The organism is Streptomyces sp. CA-249302 (assembly GCF_050936785.1).
In the GTDB taxonomy this organism is placed as follows: domain Bacteria; phylum Actinomycetota; class Actinomycetes; order Streptomycetales; family Streptomycetaceae; genus Streptomyces.
Genome location: NZ_JBNJMG010000001.1, coordinates 9,830,815 through 9,843,389 on the forward strand (window position 1 = coordinate 9,830,815; position 12,575 = coordinate 9,843,389).

Below are 12,575 nucleotides of genomic sequence, written 5' to 3' on the forward strand. Positions count from 1 at the left end.
CCTCAGTCCACGTCCACGTCCACGTGGTCGAAGGTCTTCAGCATCTGCTTCAACACCCTTACGCACGCCTGGAGTTCGGCGTCGGTGAGATCGCCGCCGACCTCCCGGTTCAGGGCGTGCTCGCGCTCCAGGATCGTGTCGATCATCGCCTCGCCGGACTTCGTGATCCGGATCAGCGAGGACCGCTGGTGGGCCGGGTTGGGCGTGGCCTCGACCCAGCCCTCGGCCACCGCGTCGTTGACCATCCGCTGTACGAACTGCCGGGTCAGCGCCATGATCCGGCCCATCTGGGGCACCGTCATGGACCCGTACCGGCGCAGCAGGACCAGCACCGAGCGAACGCCGACGGAGACCCCCTCGACCTGTTCGCCCTGCTCGATCTTGCGCAGGCCGCGGCGGTAGAGCGCACCGATCAGGTCGAACACCTCGGAGACGCGGTGGCCCAGTTCGTCGGGGGAGAGCGGGGCGTCGTTGTCGTTCACCCGGACATCATGCACCGGCTCATCATGACAACCGGGTTGTCAAAGCTCCGCAGAGATGACACCTTGGTTGTCATGAAGGTTGCTTCCGAACTGAGCTTCTACGCGTCCACCGACGGCGAACTCGCCTACCGCGACAGCGGCGCGGGTGACCTCGTCGTCCTCCTCCACTCCGGCTACGTCGACCACCGCGTATTCGACGACCAGACGCCCGCGCTCGTCGAGGCCGGGTACCGCGTGATCGCGGCCGACATCCGCGGCCACGGCTGGTCCGCCAACGCGAGCGAGCCCTTCCGCTGGGCCGACGACCTCGCGGGCCTGCTCCAGCACCTCGACGCGGGCCCGGCGGTCCTGGCCGGAGTGTCGATGGGCGGGGCCGTCGCCGGCGACACGGCGATCGAGTATCCGGAACTGGTCCGGGGGATCGTCCTCAGCGGTGCCTCGGCCAGCGACTTCAAGTACACCTACGAGGCGACCCAGCAGGTCGTGGCGGACTCCCTCCGCACTCTCCACTCCGGAGACGTCGAGGGCTGGCTCGAGGTGTTCCTGCGGGGCGTCGCCGGCCCGTTCCGCTCGGCCGGCGACGTCGACCCCGCCCTCCTCGACCGGTTGCGCGAGATGGCCCTGCACACCATCGCCAAGCACACGCCGGGCGAGCGCGACTGGCACGTGCCGATGACCGACACCTGGGCCCGCGTACCGAAGATCGACGTCCCGGTGCTCACGATCAACGGCTCGCTCGACTCGCCCGACCTGATCGCCGACGCGGAACGCTACGCCCGCACCGCCCGGAACGGGCGCTCGGTGACCGTGGAGGGCACCTCGCACTACCCGAACCTGGAGAGGCCCGAGGAGTTCAACGCGCTCCTGCTGGACTTCCTTCGCGGCCTCTGACTCCCCGCCGGCGACCCCCGGTACCCCCTCCGATGTGCTCGGTGGGTTCGCGGCGGAGAATCCCCTCACCTGCCCGGGGGCCCGGTGTCGGAAGGCGTCACGCATAGGTGGCGCTGCCACATGAACTGAATCGCTGTTCAGGAACGGGCGGTGGCGGGTAGTTTGACGTGCAACCACTCACATCGCTCGGGGAGTACCTCGAATGAACAGTGACAAACCAACCCTGACACCCCTGCGGACCTTCCGGTTACCGTCCGCCGTCACCCGCACCGACCGCCCCCTCGGCGAGGCACTCGTCTCGGCCTGGCAGTCGGACGGCATCTTCCAGATCCACGCCACTCCCGCCCAACAGGCGGCCACGGAACGGGCGTTGGCGGCCTCCCGCGCCTTCTGCGCCAGGCCGTTGAGGGAGAAGGCCGCGCATGTCTCCGACCTCACCTACAGCGGCTACGTGGCTTCCGGGGAGGAGGAGACCGCGGGGGAGAAGGACGGCTCGGAGATCTTCACCGTCTGCCCCGACATACCCGCCGACGACCCCCGCGTCATCGACCACTGGCCCTGCCACGGCCCCACGCCCTGGCCGTCGGCCGACTACGCCGACGCGATGACGGACTACATGACCACCGTCGGCGAGTTGGGCCATCGACTGCTCCAACTCGCCGCGTTGGGCCTCGGGTTGACCGACCCCGACCACTTCACCCGTCTCACCGCCGACGGTTGGCACCACATGCGCGTCCTGCGCTTCCCGCCCGCCGACGCCACCTCCGAACGAGGCATCGGCGCCCACACCGACTACGGCCTGCTCGTCATCGCCGCCCAGGACGACGTCGGCGGCCTCTACATCCGCCCGCCCGTCCCCGGCGAGGAACGCGGCCGCAACTGGCTCCCCGGCGAGTCCATGGCCGGCCGCTACGAAGACGAAGAACCCTGGACCTACGTCGCCCCGGTCCCGTCCGTCTTCACGGTCTTCCCCGGCGACATCATGCAGTTCATGACCGGCGGCGCCCTGCTCTCCACCCCGCACAAGGTCCGCCTGGCCGCCCGCGAGCGCTACACCCTCGCCTACTTCCACGAACCGGCCTTCAACGCCGTGGCCCGCCCCCTGGCCGCGACCGACCCCGCCGAGCACATCCACTACGGCACCCACTTCACGTCCATGTTCCGCAGGTGCTACCCCGACCGCGTCACGACACGAAGGATGGACGAGGAGGGCGGCCTGAAGGTCCTCGCCCGTCTGCGCGAGGAGGCGCTGCGGGGCGGCTCTACGGCACGACCGTGACCGGCCAGCGCCCCGCCTTCACCAGCCGTACCGCCACCGAGCCCACGATCCGGTGGCCGGCCTGCTCCGAGGCGCCCACCACCACCGCGTCCGCCTTGAGTTCGTCCGCCGCCTTCACCAGACCGCTGTAGGGGTCGCCGCGGAAGGTGTGGAACTCCCAGCGCACCTCGAATATGCCCTTCAGTCGCTCGGTCGCGTCGCGGATGTACGTCTTGAGGTCCTCGGCGATCTCGTCCGTGGTCTCCGCCACCGGTGCCCCCATGGCCGCGCCCGCCGCCATCACCGGCTGGACGTAGACCACGGCGAGCAGCGCGTGCTGCCGTCGGGCCAGGCCAGCGGCATATGCAGCGGCGCGCATCGAGGTGTCGGAGCCGTCCACTCCGACCACGATGACCTTGGGACCGTCCGTACCCCGCTCGAACTGGTGCGAGTGCTGTTCCGTCACGGCTGTGAGGCTATCGGAAACCGCAGGTCCCGACGCCGGGCGGGGCCGCTCGACGGGCGCGGCGGCCGAGGGCTTCCTACAGTCGGAACATGAGTGCCACCGCGGCCGCTGCCCCGCCCGGGGACACGGCGGGTCCGACACGGCCGCCCGGCGGCGGCCGTCTGAACAGGGTGCCGGAGGTGTTCGCCGCCTTCTTCGGCGCCCTCGGTATCCTCTGCGTCCTGCTGGCCTTCATCCCGCCGCTGCGCCGACTGCTCCGCCCGGTCGTCCGCTTCCTGGACCTGCTCATCGTCCCGGTCAGCGCCAACCTCGCCTACGCCGTCTTCCTCTTCCTGCTGGCCGCCGCCACCGCCGCCCGCAAGAAGATCGCCTGGTGGCTGGTTGTCGTCTACCTCGGCCTGCTGGTCCTCACCGACGCCCTGGGCGTGGCCCTCGGCCTCTACGCGGCCTCCCTCCCTTCCCTCGTCGTCTGCGGCCTTGCGCTAGGCCTGCTGATCGTCGCCCGCGGGGAGTTCTACGCCGCCTCCCGCCGCGGCGCCGTCCGCCGCGCCCTCCTGGTCCTCTTCGTCGGCCTCGCCCTCGGCATCCTGGCCGGCTGGGGCCTGGTCGAGCTGTTCCCCGGCACGCTGCCGCACGGCCAGCGCCTCGGCTGGGCCGCCAACCGGGTCCTGGGCGGCCTGGTCTCCGGCCAGTCCTTCGACGGCCGCCCGCCCCGCGCCCTCTTCTTCCTCCTCGGCCTCTTCGGCGCCCTCGCCCTGCTCAACGCGGCCGCCACGATGTTCCGTTCACAGCGCATGGAAGCCGCCCTGCACGGCGACGAGGAGTCCCGCATCCGCGCCCTCCTCAGGGCATACGGCGACCAGGACTCCCTCGGCTACTTCGCCACCCGCCGCGACAAGGCCGTCGTCTTCTCGCCCAGTGGCAAGGCCGCCGTCACCTACCGCGTGGAGGCCGGCGTCTGCCTCGCCAGCGGCGACCCCGTCGGTGACCGGGAGGCCTGGCCGCACGCCATCGCCGCCTGGCAGGACGTGGCCCGCCGGCACGCCTGGGCGCCGGCCGCGATGGGCGCCTCCGAGGACGGCGCCAAGGCCTTCGCCCGGGCCGGCCTCGGCGCCCTTCAGCTCGGCGACGAGGCGATCCTGAACGTCGGCGACTTCGACCTCGACGGCCGAGACATGCGGGTCACCCGGCAGGCCGTGCACCGCGTCCGCCGTACCGGCGCCACCACCCGCATCCGCCGCCACGACACCCTCACCGACGAGGAGATGGAGGAGGTCGTCGACAAGGCCGACGCCTGGCGCGACACCGAGACCGAACGCGGCTTCTCCATGGCCCTGGACCGCCTCGGCGACCCGGCCGACGGCGACTGTCTCCTCGTGGAAGCGCTGAGCGAGGACGGCCGCCTCCTCGCGCTCCTCTCCTTCGTCCCCTGGGGTCGCGACGGCGTCTCCCTCGACCTGATGCGCCGTGACCGCAGCGCCCCCAACGGCGTCATGGAGTTCATGGTCGCCGAACTCTGTGCCGCCGCCCCGAAGTTGGGAGTGCGCAGGATCTCGCTGAACTTCGCCGTCTTCCGCTCGGTCTTCGAGGAGGGCGCCCGCATCGGCGCAGGGCCGGTGCTCCGCCTCTGGCGCCGCCTGCTGCTCTTCTTCTCCCGCTGGTGGCAACTGGAGGCCCTGTACCGCTCCAACGCCAAGTACCAGCCCGAGTGGTACCCCCGCTTCATCTGCTACGGCGACACCGGCGCCCTCGCCCGGATCGGCCTGGCCTCCGGGATCGCCGAAGGTTTCGTTTCCGTACCGTCGCTGCGCAAACTCTGGGGAAAGGGGCACCCGAAGGGCGCGTCCAGGCCCGCGACCACCGAGGGCCTGCCGTCGCTGTCGGCGCTCGGCCTCGAGGGAGGGGACGAGGCCGGGCCCGGCGATCCCCTCTCCGGCCTGCCCGAACAGGTCCGCATCCGGCACCACAAGCTCGACCGGCTGCGCGCCGACGGCACCGACCCGTACCCGGTCGGCATCCCCGCCCGCACCCACGCCCTCGCCGAGGTCCCACAGGGCGCCGAAGTCACCGTCGCGGGCCGGGTGATGCTGGTCCGCGACTTCGGCGGCATCGTCTTCGCGGTCCTGCGCGACTGGTCCGGCGACCGCCAACTCGCCCTCACCCGCGCGGACTCCGGCCCCGCCCTCGACTGCTTCACCGCCGACGTCGACATCGGCGACCACATCACCGCCACGGGCCGTTCGGGCACGAGCGACCAGGGCGAACCGACCGTCTTCGTCACCTCCTGGCAGCTGATCGGCAAGTGCCTGCGCCCGCTGCCCGACAAGCGCCGTGGCCTCGCCGACCCCGAGGCCAAGGTCCGGATGCGCTACCTCGACCTGGTCTCCAGCCCCGACGCCCGCGAGGTGATCCGCGCCCGCTCCACCGCCGTACAGGCCCTGCGCCAGGGCTTGTTGGAGCGCGGCTACCTCGAGGTCGAGACCCCGATGCTCCAGCAGATCCACGGCGGCGCCAACGCCCGCCCCTTCACCACCCACATCAACGCCTACGACCTCGACCTCTACCTGCGCATCGCCCCCGAGCTGTACCTCAAGCGACTCTGTGTCGGCGGCCTGGAGAAGGTCTTCGAGATGGGCCGCACCTTCCGCAATGAGGGCGTCTCCTACAAGCACAACCCCGAGTTCACGATGCTGGAGGCGTACCAGGCCTTCGCCGACTACGACGTCATGCTCGACCTCACCCGCGAACTCATCCAGGGCGCGGCCACCGCCGCCTTCGGCACATCCGTCGCACGCAAGGACGGCAAGGAGTACGACATCTCGGGTGCGTGGCCGGTGAAGACGGTCTACGGCGCCATCTCGGAGGCGCTGGGGGAGGAGGTCGACGCGGACACGCCCTTGCAAGGCCTCCGCCGCCTGTGCGACCGAGCGGGCGTCCCCTACACGGCGGACGACGGCCGAGGCGACGTGGTCCTCGAAATGTACGAACGCCTGGTCGAGGAGAGGACCCAACTCCCCACCTTCTACAAGGACTTCCCGACCGACGTCTCCCCGCTCACCCGCCAGCACCGCACGGACCCACGCCTCGCCGAACGCTGGGACCTGGTCGCCTTCGGCACCGAGCTGGGCACCGCCTACTCGGAGCTGACCGATCCCGTCGAACAACGCCGCCGCCTCACCGCCCAGTCCCTCCTCGCCGCCGGCGGCGACCCCGAGGCGATGGAACTGGACGAGGACTTCCTGGACGCCCTCGAATACGCGATGCCACCCACCGGAGGCCTGGGCATCGGCGTGGACCGCCTGGTCATGTTCCTCACCGGCCGGACGATCCGGGAAACTCTTCCCTTCCCACTGGTCCGCCGCCGCTGACGGGCCGCAGCGCCCCGGTCCTCGCCGGTCTCCGGGACCCGCTTACGGACCATCCCGTCGTGCACTGGCGAGCCGCTGAGCTTCGGAACCTCGGCCCGGCGAAAGCGAACAGATGCCCGTCCGGCCCCCGGTTCGGCTGGGCCGTGTGGGTGTTTTCCTGCCGCCGCTCCGGTGTTGCTGGGGTGCGTCGGGCTCTCCTCGGGCGACTGATGAGTCATGAAGAAGGATCAGTTGTTCACGCGGCGCCGGGTGTTGACCGCCGGCGCCGGTGTTTTGGGTGCGGCCGGTAGCGCCGCGGTGTTCGCGTCGGTCGGGGGTGACGAGGGCGCCGTGCCCCGTGCCGTGCCCGCCGCCGGACCTCAGGCGCGTCCCGCGCTCAAGCCCTCCGCCTATCGGCTCCAGCCCCTGACCGGATACGGCCCGCCGCACTCCGCACCCGGCCGGCTCGTCGTACGGCACGAGCCCTTCCTGCGGATGTCCGGCCGCGGTCGCACCATGGTGCTGACCTTCGACGACGGCCCCGATCCCCGCTACACCCCGCACATCCTGGACACCCTTGCGGAGTACGACGTCAAGGCCACGTTCTTCGTGTGCGGGGAGCAGGCCGACTGGAACCGGGACCTGCTGGGCCGGATGGCCGACGAGGGGCATGTCGTCGGCAACCACACCTGGTCCCACCCGCTGCTGACCCGCCTGACCCGCTCCAGGATCCGCTCCGAGATGGAGCGCACCAGCGACGTCATCGAGGACGCCTACGGGGAGCGGCCGTCCTGGTTCCGGGCTCCCTACGGCGCCTGGAACCGCGCCGCCTTCCAACTCGGCGCCGAACTGGGCATGGAGCCCCTCGCCTGGACGGTCGACACCCTCGACTGGACCACCCCGGGGACGCGGACCATCGTCGACCGGGTCGAGGACGGCGCCGCCCCCGGCGTCGTGGTGCTCTCGCACGACGCCGGGGGCGACCGCTCCCAGAGTGTCCGGGCGCTGAAGGACTATCTGCCGCAGCTGCTGGACTCCGGCTATCACATGACCGTGCCGAGACGGCGTTACACGTAACCGATTCCGCCCGCCCGGTCGGGGACCGCCCAGACGCTCAGCGGACCTCGACCAGGCGGGCGAACACGACGACATTCCCGTCGTAACCATGCTGCTTGGAGAAACCGCCCCCGCACGTGATGACCCGCAATTCCGGGGTGCCTTTCGAGCCGTAGACACGGTCGCCGGGGAAGTCGTTCTTGGCGAAGACCTCGATGCCGTAGATCTCGAACACGGCCGTCTTTCCGTCCTTGCGGGCGATGTCGACGCGATTTCCCTTCTTGAGGGCCCCGAGTCCGTAGAACACGGCGGGGCCCCTCATGTTGTCCACATGGCCCACCACGACCGCGGTGCCCTTCTCGCCGGGCGAGACCGCGCCGGTGAACCAGCCGGCCAGGTTCGGGTCCTCCGGCGGCGGCGCCCCGACCCAGCCGTCTGCGTCCAGGCCCACCGGCAGCACCGGCGCGTCCACCCGGATCGCCGGGATCCGCACCCGGTCGGGCTGCGAGAACGGCAGCGCCTGGGCCTTCGCGAAGGTGCTCGGGACCCGGCCGTCCGCCGCGGCCGCCGAGGCGGGCTGCGGCGGACCCACGTCGAATTCCCCCGAACCGTTCCGAATGAGCGCGAGGCCGGTCAGCAGAACAAGCGCTATCACGCCCCAAGGAGCACGCTTCTTCGGCTGCGGCTCCTCCTCTTCGGCCAGCTCGAACGCAGACATTCGCTTTCCCCTCTCGACATGGCCGTCGCCACGTCATTCGCGCATACGTGAACGCTAAATGCGCAGCGCGAAACCGGCGACGGGACAGCAGCGAACGGGTGGCCCCGACTCCTTTGGTGCGCCATCCGAGTTGCCGCTCACAGGAATTTTCTGACGGTCCGTGACCTGCGGCGATATCCGATTGTGCGGTCGTCCTTCGGCGTGTCCTCTCACCAGGACGGACCATCGCCGAAATGCGGGCGCGTGCACGGCAACTGAGGGTCTTTCTGGGAGGCGCTTTCTCGCCGACATGCCGGGGACGGGCCCCGGGGCGTCTTCCGCGGAGGATCACATGCGTACCACTCGTGCCCTGGCGGCCTCAGCCGCCGCGGTCGCCGTCCTCGCAGCCGCCGCCCCGGCGGCCGTCGCGGACGGCATGAACCTGACCCCGAGCAACGTCGTCGCCCTGCCCAGCGTCATCGCCCGCGGCGGACAGCTGACCATCACGGTCAACAACTGCACCGGCACCGCCACCGCGAGCTCGGACGCGTTCCCGACGACCACGCTCACCTCGGGCGTCAACAACCTGGCCACCGGCACCGCGACGGTTCACCGGAACGCGCGTCAGGGCTCGCACAGCATCACCGTCATGTGCCAGAACGGCTCCGTGACGAACCCGGCCGCATTCACCGTCATCGGCGGCGTCCGCGGCGGTCTCGGCGGCAGCAGCACCAGCGGGGCCACGCCGACCGACATGGCCATCGGTGGCGGTCTCGTGGCCGCGGCCGTGGTCGGCGGCGGACTGTTCTGGATGCGCCGGCGGTCAGAGAAGCGCATCTGACCCACCTGATCCGGCCTTCACCCCTTCGGAGAGCGGATCGCACGTCAAAAGGCCTTGGCCCCGGGAACCTCGTCAGGTTCCCGGGGCCAAGGCCTTTGCTCCGTCAGGCACCGCCCTCGCCGGTACGGCGGCGCGAGAAGTGGTACGCCGCACCGACCGAGCCCGCGATGAGCGCCGCCCCGAGTCCGATCTCCTTGAGGTCGAACCCGGCGATGCTGCCGCCCTCACCGGCGTGCACACCCCGGTTGGGGTTGACCGGAACGACCGGATTGATCGGCACCGGCGTGGGGCCCACCGGGCGGCCCCCGGCGATCGTCAGATCCGTGGACCCGCTCACGCCGTCACACGTGAACGTCACCTGGTACACCGCGCCCGGCTTGGCGTCCCAGTCGACCATCGCCGTCCTCGACGACTGTCCCGTGGGAATGGTGACCGTGTCGAACACCCCGGAGGTGACCGTCGCCGGCCCCTTGCAGCCGCCGTCCCGGTTGAGCTGAAGCGTGACCTGGCCGCCCGCCGCGATGGTCGAGGGCAGGACGCTGAAGCCGAACGGCGTGATGTTGCCGGCCACGGCGGCCGGCGCGGAAAAGGTGAGGGCGCAGGCCCCCAGCAGTGCGGCCGAAGCGACGCGTATCGCGCGCATGGTGAATCCTCCGGGTCCCCGAGGAGCAGCTGCGGACCTTTTCCGCTTGCGCCATAAATGCACCTCGATGACCGAAACGCTAGGAACATGTGTGCGCCTGCGCGATCGCAGTCGGGCGAATGGGGCAAGAGTGTGGGCCACCCAGGGGACGGCGGCGGAGTGGCGCCCGTCTCCCGGTGGCCCGTCAGATGAGGGCCTGTCAGGCCCCGATGTGCGGGAAGAGGTTCAGGAAGGGTTCCGCGGAGGCCGTGATGCCGCGTGAATAAGGTGCGTCGAAGTCCCAGATGAGGAAGAGCAGGAAGGCGATCAGCGCGGAGAAGAGCCCGGCGAGGGCCAGTTCGCGCAGGGTGCGCCGGATCTGCAGCGCGAAGATCATGCCGATGGTGACCACGCCCCCGCCCAGCAGTCCGAACCACACCACGCCCGGCATGGTCGCGCCCATCGAGTCGGCCCGGGCGGCGCGGGCCTGGTTCGCCGCGGTCACCTGGTCGACGAGCGGCTGGTAGGCCTGCGCCTCGAAGTCCGTCTTGGGCTCGTAGTCGGTGACGTCCCGGCGGATGCGGTCGAAGAGCTCGTCGCCGCGCACGGTGAGCCTGCCGTGGTCGGCCATGACCTTCCACTCCGTGTTGACGACTTGTCCGACATAGGCGTTGACATCGTCCCGAATGCGGTCACGGGCGTCGGGCGGATAGACCCGTACCCGCTCGGAGATCTCGTGCAGCGCGGCCGCCTCCGCCTGGACGTGGTCCTGGGCGGCGCTGCGGCCCTCCCACACACCGGCGATGGCCAGGCCGAGGACGATGGCGTACACGACACCGATCCACATCGTCATGTACTCGATGACGTCCGGGGTCTCGCTGGTGTCCTCGTCGTCCGGGGCGGAGCGGTGCCGTACCACGGTGATGATCACCACCACCGCGCAGGCGGCCAGCATCGCGAGGGTGAGAACAAGCCATTCCGGCAAGAGATGCCTCCAGAGGGTCAGCGCGGACGGAGCGCGACGACGGCGATCGCGGCGGGCGCGGTGATGAGCAGGACGAAGGTGAGGGGCGAGGTGGCGTTGTGGGTGGGGCTGCCGGGGGCGGGAGCCCGGTAGCGCGGATAGCTGACGGGGGTCACGGTCGGGCGCGGGGTCGGGGTGGGCTTGGCCGACGGCTTCGGGGTGGCGGGCGGCGGGAGTGTCGGGGTCGGTGGGGGAGTCGGGCGCGGCTGCGGGGCCGCGGGTCGCGGTGAGGGTGGGGGAGGCGGTGGCGGGTCGGGTTTGGGGGTGGGCTTAGGTGTCGGTTTCGGCGTGGGGGTCGGGGTGGGCTTCGGCTTCGGCGGTGGCGGAGTGGGCGTCGGCGTCGGGCTCGGGCAAGGCGGGGGCGGTGTGGGGGTGGGTGTCGGCGTGGGCGTTGGTTTCGGGCATGCCGGAGGTGTCGGCCAGGCGGGGCCGCCGGCGACCGCCACCGCCTGTATGCCGTCCGGGCCGGTCGAGGCGTACGCGCAGGCGTCCGCCCTGGCCACGCCGGACGGCGCTCCGACCAGCAGCCAGGTGAGCGTCGTCAACGCCAACACCCTTGCCGCACGGGTGGTTTGGGTTGGTTCGGGTCCATGCACGACGGAGATCATGAGCCCTGCCGCGCCCCCGTACGCCGGAGCGCGCCGGGATTGGTCCGAACGGGGGATTGGGTCGGTGCCGAGGTTTGACCGGCGTGCCCTCGTGGGCGCGTAGGGGCGCACGGATGTGCGACTTTGTGCGCCGGTGTCACAGGTTCCGGAAAGAAATTTGTGGGGCGGTTGAACACAACCGCAGGTCTCATGCGTACCCATGCTCGTGCGGCGGCGCAGCAGGGCGCTGCAACACCCTTGGGATTATGGGGAGTTGTTGACGATGAAGACCTCCTGGCGGAGCGCCTCGTTCGTGGTGGGCGCCGCGGCCGTGCTGGCCCTTACTACGGCGTGCGGCCAGGAAACCACCAGCTCGGGAGTGGGTAGCCAGAACGTGGGCGCCACCGCCGCGGCCGGTGACTACGGCAGCGTCGGCGCCGGTGCGAGCGCCAGCCCCAGCAACGGCTACGGAGCCGACGGCCAGCAGGGCGCCGCCACCCAGACCACTCCCGCCGGCAAGCTCGCCGTCACCAGCAACGCCGAGCTCGGCAAGGTGCTGACCGACGGCGCCGGGCTCACTCTTTATCGTTTCGACGCGGACACCGCCGAGCCGCCGAAGTCCAACTGTGACGGCGACTGCGCCAAGACCTGGCCGCCGGTGCCCGCGGACGACGCCACGGCCGGCGCCGGCATCGACAAGGCGCTGCTCGGCGAGGTCACCCGCACCGACGGCACCAAGCAGCTGACCATCGCCGGCTGGCCCGCGTACCGCTACGCCAAGGACACCAAGGCCGGGGACGTCGCCGGCCAGGGCGTGGGCGGCAAGTGGTTCGCGCTGGCTCCCACCGGCAAGAAGGCCACCCTCGCGAGCCTGCCGGGCCTGTCGGTCAAGAACGACGCCAAGCTCGGCAAGATCGTCGTCGACAAGAACGGCATGACGGTCTACCGCTTCATCAAGGACGTGGCCTGGCCCGACCCGATCTCGAACTGCACCGGCTCCTGCCTGGAGAAGTGGCCGGCCGTCGCGCCGGTCGCGGCGAACGACACCGAGGGCATCGAGAAGAAGGGCCTGATGGGCTTCACCCGGCCCGACGGCGTCAAGCAGATGACCGTCGACTGCTGGCCGGCGTACACCTTCTCCGGTGACACCAAGCCGGGGGACACCAACGGCCAGGGTGTCGGCGGCACCTGGTACGTCATGTCGCCCGACGGAAAGCCGATCGGCGCGCCGAAGAAGTAGGCATCACCTCCCCAGGGTTGATCGCACCGGACGCGCGCTCGATCGCAGGTCCGCCCCCTCCGCA

Annotated in this window: 13 protein-coding genes; 6 read left to right on the plus strand and 7 right to left on the minus strand. The window is 70.6% G+C overall.

The window, feature by feature from the left end; all coding sequences use genetic code 11:
* Nucleotides 1-2 precede the first annotated feature (2 nt).
* Nucleotides 3-482: a MarR family winged helix-turn-helix transcriptional regulator gene (locus tag ACQEWB_RS44355; protein WP_432841632.1), complete on the minus strand. Its 480-nt coding sequence runs from the start codon at nt 480-482 to the stop codon at nt 3-5.
* A gap of 72 nt (nt 483-554) precedes the next feature.
* Here ACQEWB_RS44355 and ACQEWB_RS44360 point away from each other — a divergent pair, with 72 nt between their 5' ends.
* Nucleotides 555-1,373: an alpha/beta fold hydrolase gene (locus ACQEWB_RS44360; protein WP_432841634.1), complete on the plus strand. Its 819-nt coding sequence runs from the start codon at nt 555-557 to the stop codon at nt 1,371-1,373.
* Between the two features lie 202 nt (nt 1,374-1,575).
* On the plus strand, nt 1,576-2,652 hold the full coding sequence (locus ACQEWB_RS44365; protein WP_432841636.1) for a 2-oxoglutarate and iron-dependent oxygenase domain-containing protein: 1,077 nt from the start codon (nt 1,576-1,578) through the stop codon (nt 2,650-2,652).
* Here the strand turns inward: ACQEWB_RS44365 and ACQEWB_RS44370 are convergent.
* The gene (locus tag ACQEWB_RS44370; RefSeq protein ID WP_432841638.1) at nt 2,636-3,097 is read right to left on the minus strand and encodes a universal stress protein; all 462 of its coding nucleotides are present in this window, start codon (nt 3,095-3,097) and stop codon (nt 2,636-2,638) included. The genes ACQEWB_RS44365 and ACQEWB_RS44370 overlap by 17 nt on opposite strands.
* 89 nt (nt 3,098-3,186) lie before the next feature.
* Between ACQEWB_RS44370 and lysX the strand changes: the two genes are divergently transcribed.
* Both lysX and ACQEWB_RS44380 read left to right on the plus strand, forming a co-directional pair.
* Nucleotides 3,187-6,465 carry a bifunctional lysylphosphatidylglycerol synthetase/lysine--tRNA ligase LysX gene (gene lysX, locus ACQEWB_RS44375; RefSeq protein ID WP_432841640.1) on the plus strand — a complete coding sequence of 1,093 codons (3,279 nt, stop codon included), beginning with the start codon at nt 3,187-3,189 and terminating at the stop codon, nt 6,463-6,465.
* Nucleotides 6,466-6,681: 216 nt separating this feature from the next.
* The gene (locus tag ACQEWB_RS44380; RefSeq protein ID WP_432841642.1) at nt 6,682-7,521 is read left to right on the plus strand and encodes a polysaccharide deacetylase family protein; all 840 of its coding nucleotides are present in this window, start codon (nt 6,682-6,684) and stop codon (nt 7,519-7,521) included.
* A 37-nt stretch (nt 7,522-7,558) separates the two neighbouring features.
* On the opposite strand, the gene ACQEWB_RS44385 is transcribed toward ACQEWB_RS44380, so the two are convergent.
* Nucleotides 7,559-8,218 (minus strand): class F sortase, encoded by a 660-nt coding sequence (locus ACQEWB_RS44385; protein ID WP_432841644.1) that lies wholly within the window; start codon nt 8,216-8,218, stop codon nt 7,559-7,561.
* A gap of 331 nt (nt 8,219-8,549) precedes the next feature.
* Between ACQEWB_RS44385 and ACQEWB_RS44390 the strand changes: the two genes are divergently transcribed.
* Nucleotides 8,550-9,038 carry a hypothetical protein gene (locus ACQEWB_RS44390; RefSeq protein WP_432841646.1) on the plus strand — a complete coding sequence of 163 codons (489 nt, stop codon included), beginning with the start codon at nt 8,550-8,552 and terminating at the stop codon, nt 9,036-9,038.
* A 103-nt stretch (nt 9,039-9,141) separates the two neighbouring features.
* On the opposite strand, the gene ACQEWB_RS44395 is transcribed toward ACQEWB_RS44390, so the two are convergent.
* From ACQEWB_RS44395 to ACQEWB_RS44410, 4 genes are all read right to left on the minus strand, one after another.
* Nucleotides 9,142-9,681 (minus strand): hypothetical protein, encoded by a 540-nt coding sequence (locus ACQEWB_RS44395; protein WP_432841648.1) that lies wholly within the window; start codon nt 9,679-9,681, stop codon nt 9,142-9,144.
* A gap of 199 nt (nt 9,682-9,880) precedes the next feature.
* Nucleotides 9,881-10,645, minus strand: coding sequence for a DUF4239 domain-containing protein (locus ACQEWB_RS44400; RefSeq protein WP_432841650.1), 765 nt, complete (start codon nt 10,643-10,645; stop codon nt 9,881-9,883).
* 17 nt (nt 10,646-10,662) lie between these two features.
* Nucleotides 10,663-10,800, minus strand: a complete 138-nt coding sequence (locus ACQEWB_RS44405; protein ID WP_432841652.1) for a hypothetical protein — start codon at nt 10,798-10,800, stop codon at nt 10,663-10,665.
* Nucleotides 10,801-10,954: 154 nt separating this feature from the next.
* A complete protein-coding gene (locus ACQEWB_RS44410; RefSeq protein ID WP_432841654.1) occupies nt 10,955-11,089 on the minus strand; it encodes a hypothetical protein in 135 nt (44 codons plus the stop codon).
* 465 nt (nt 11,090-11,554) lie between these two features.
* Here ACQEWB_RS44410 and ACQEWB_RS44415 point away from each other — a divergent pair, with 465 nt between their 5' ends.
* Nucleotides 11,555-12,511, plus strand: a complete 957-nt coding sequence (locus ACQEWB_RS44415) for an SCO0930 family lipoprotein (protein ID WP_432841656.1) — start codon at nt 11,555-11,557, stop codon at nt 12,509-12,511.
* Nucleotides 12,512-12,575: the final 64 nt, after the last annotated feature.

What these genes read in the sequence shown, in the direction of transcription:
- ACQEWB_RS44360 (WP_432841634.1), top strand. Translation starts at nt 555, where the DNA reads ATGAAGGTTGCTTCCGAACTGAGCTTCTACGCGTCCACCGACGGCGAA.
- ACQEWB_RS44365 (WP_432841636.1), top strand. Translation starts at nt 1,576, where the DNA reads ATGAACAGTGACAAACCAACCCTGACACCCCTGCGGACCTTCCGGTTA.
- lysX (WP_432841640.1), top strand. Translation starts at nt 3,187, where the DNA reads ATGAGTGCCACCGCGGCCGCTGCCCCGCCCGGGGACACGGCGGGTCCG.
- ACQEWB_RS44380 (WP_432841642.1), top strand. Translation starts at nt 6,682, where the DNA reads ATGAAGAAGGATCAGTTGTTCACGCGGCGCCGGGTGTTGACCGCCGGC.
- ACQEWB_RS44385 (WP_432841644.1), bottom strand. Translation starts at nt 8,218, where the DNA reads ATGTCTGCGTTCGAGCTGGCCGAAGAGGAGGAGCCGCAGCCGAAGAAG.
- ACQEWB_RS44390 (WP_432841646.1), top strand. Translation starts at nt 8,550, where the DNA reads ATGCGTACCACTCGTGCCCTGGCGGCCTCAGCCGCCGCGGTCGCCGTC.
- ACQEWB_RS44395 (WP_432841648.1), bottom strand. Translation starts at nt 9,681, where the DNA reads ATGCGCGCGATACGCGTCGCTTCGGCCGCACTGCTGGGGGCCTGCGCC.
- ACQEWB_RS44410 (WP_432841654.1), bottom strand. Translation starts at nt 11,089, where the DNA reads ATGCCCGAAACCAACGCCCACGCCGACACCCACCCCCACACCGCCCCC.
- ACQEWB_RS44415 (WP_432841656.1), top strand. Translation starts at nt 11,555, where the DNA reads ATGAAGACCTCCTGGCGGAGCGCCTCGTTCGTGGTGGGCGCCGCGGCC.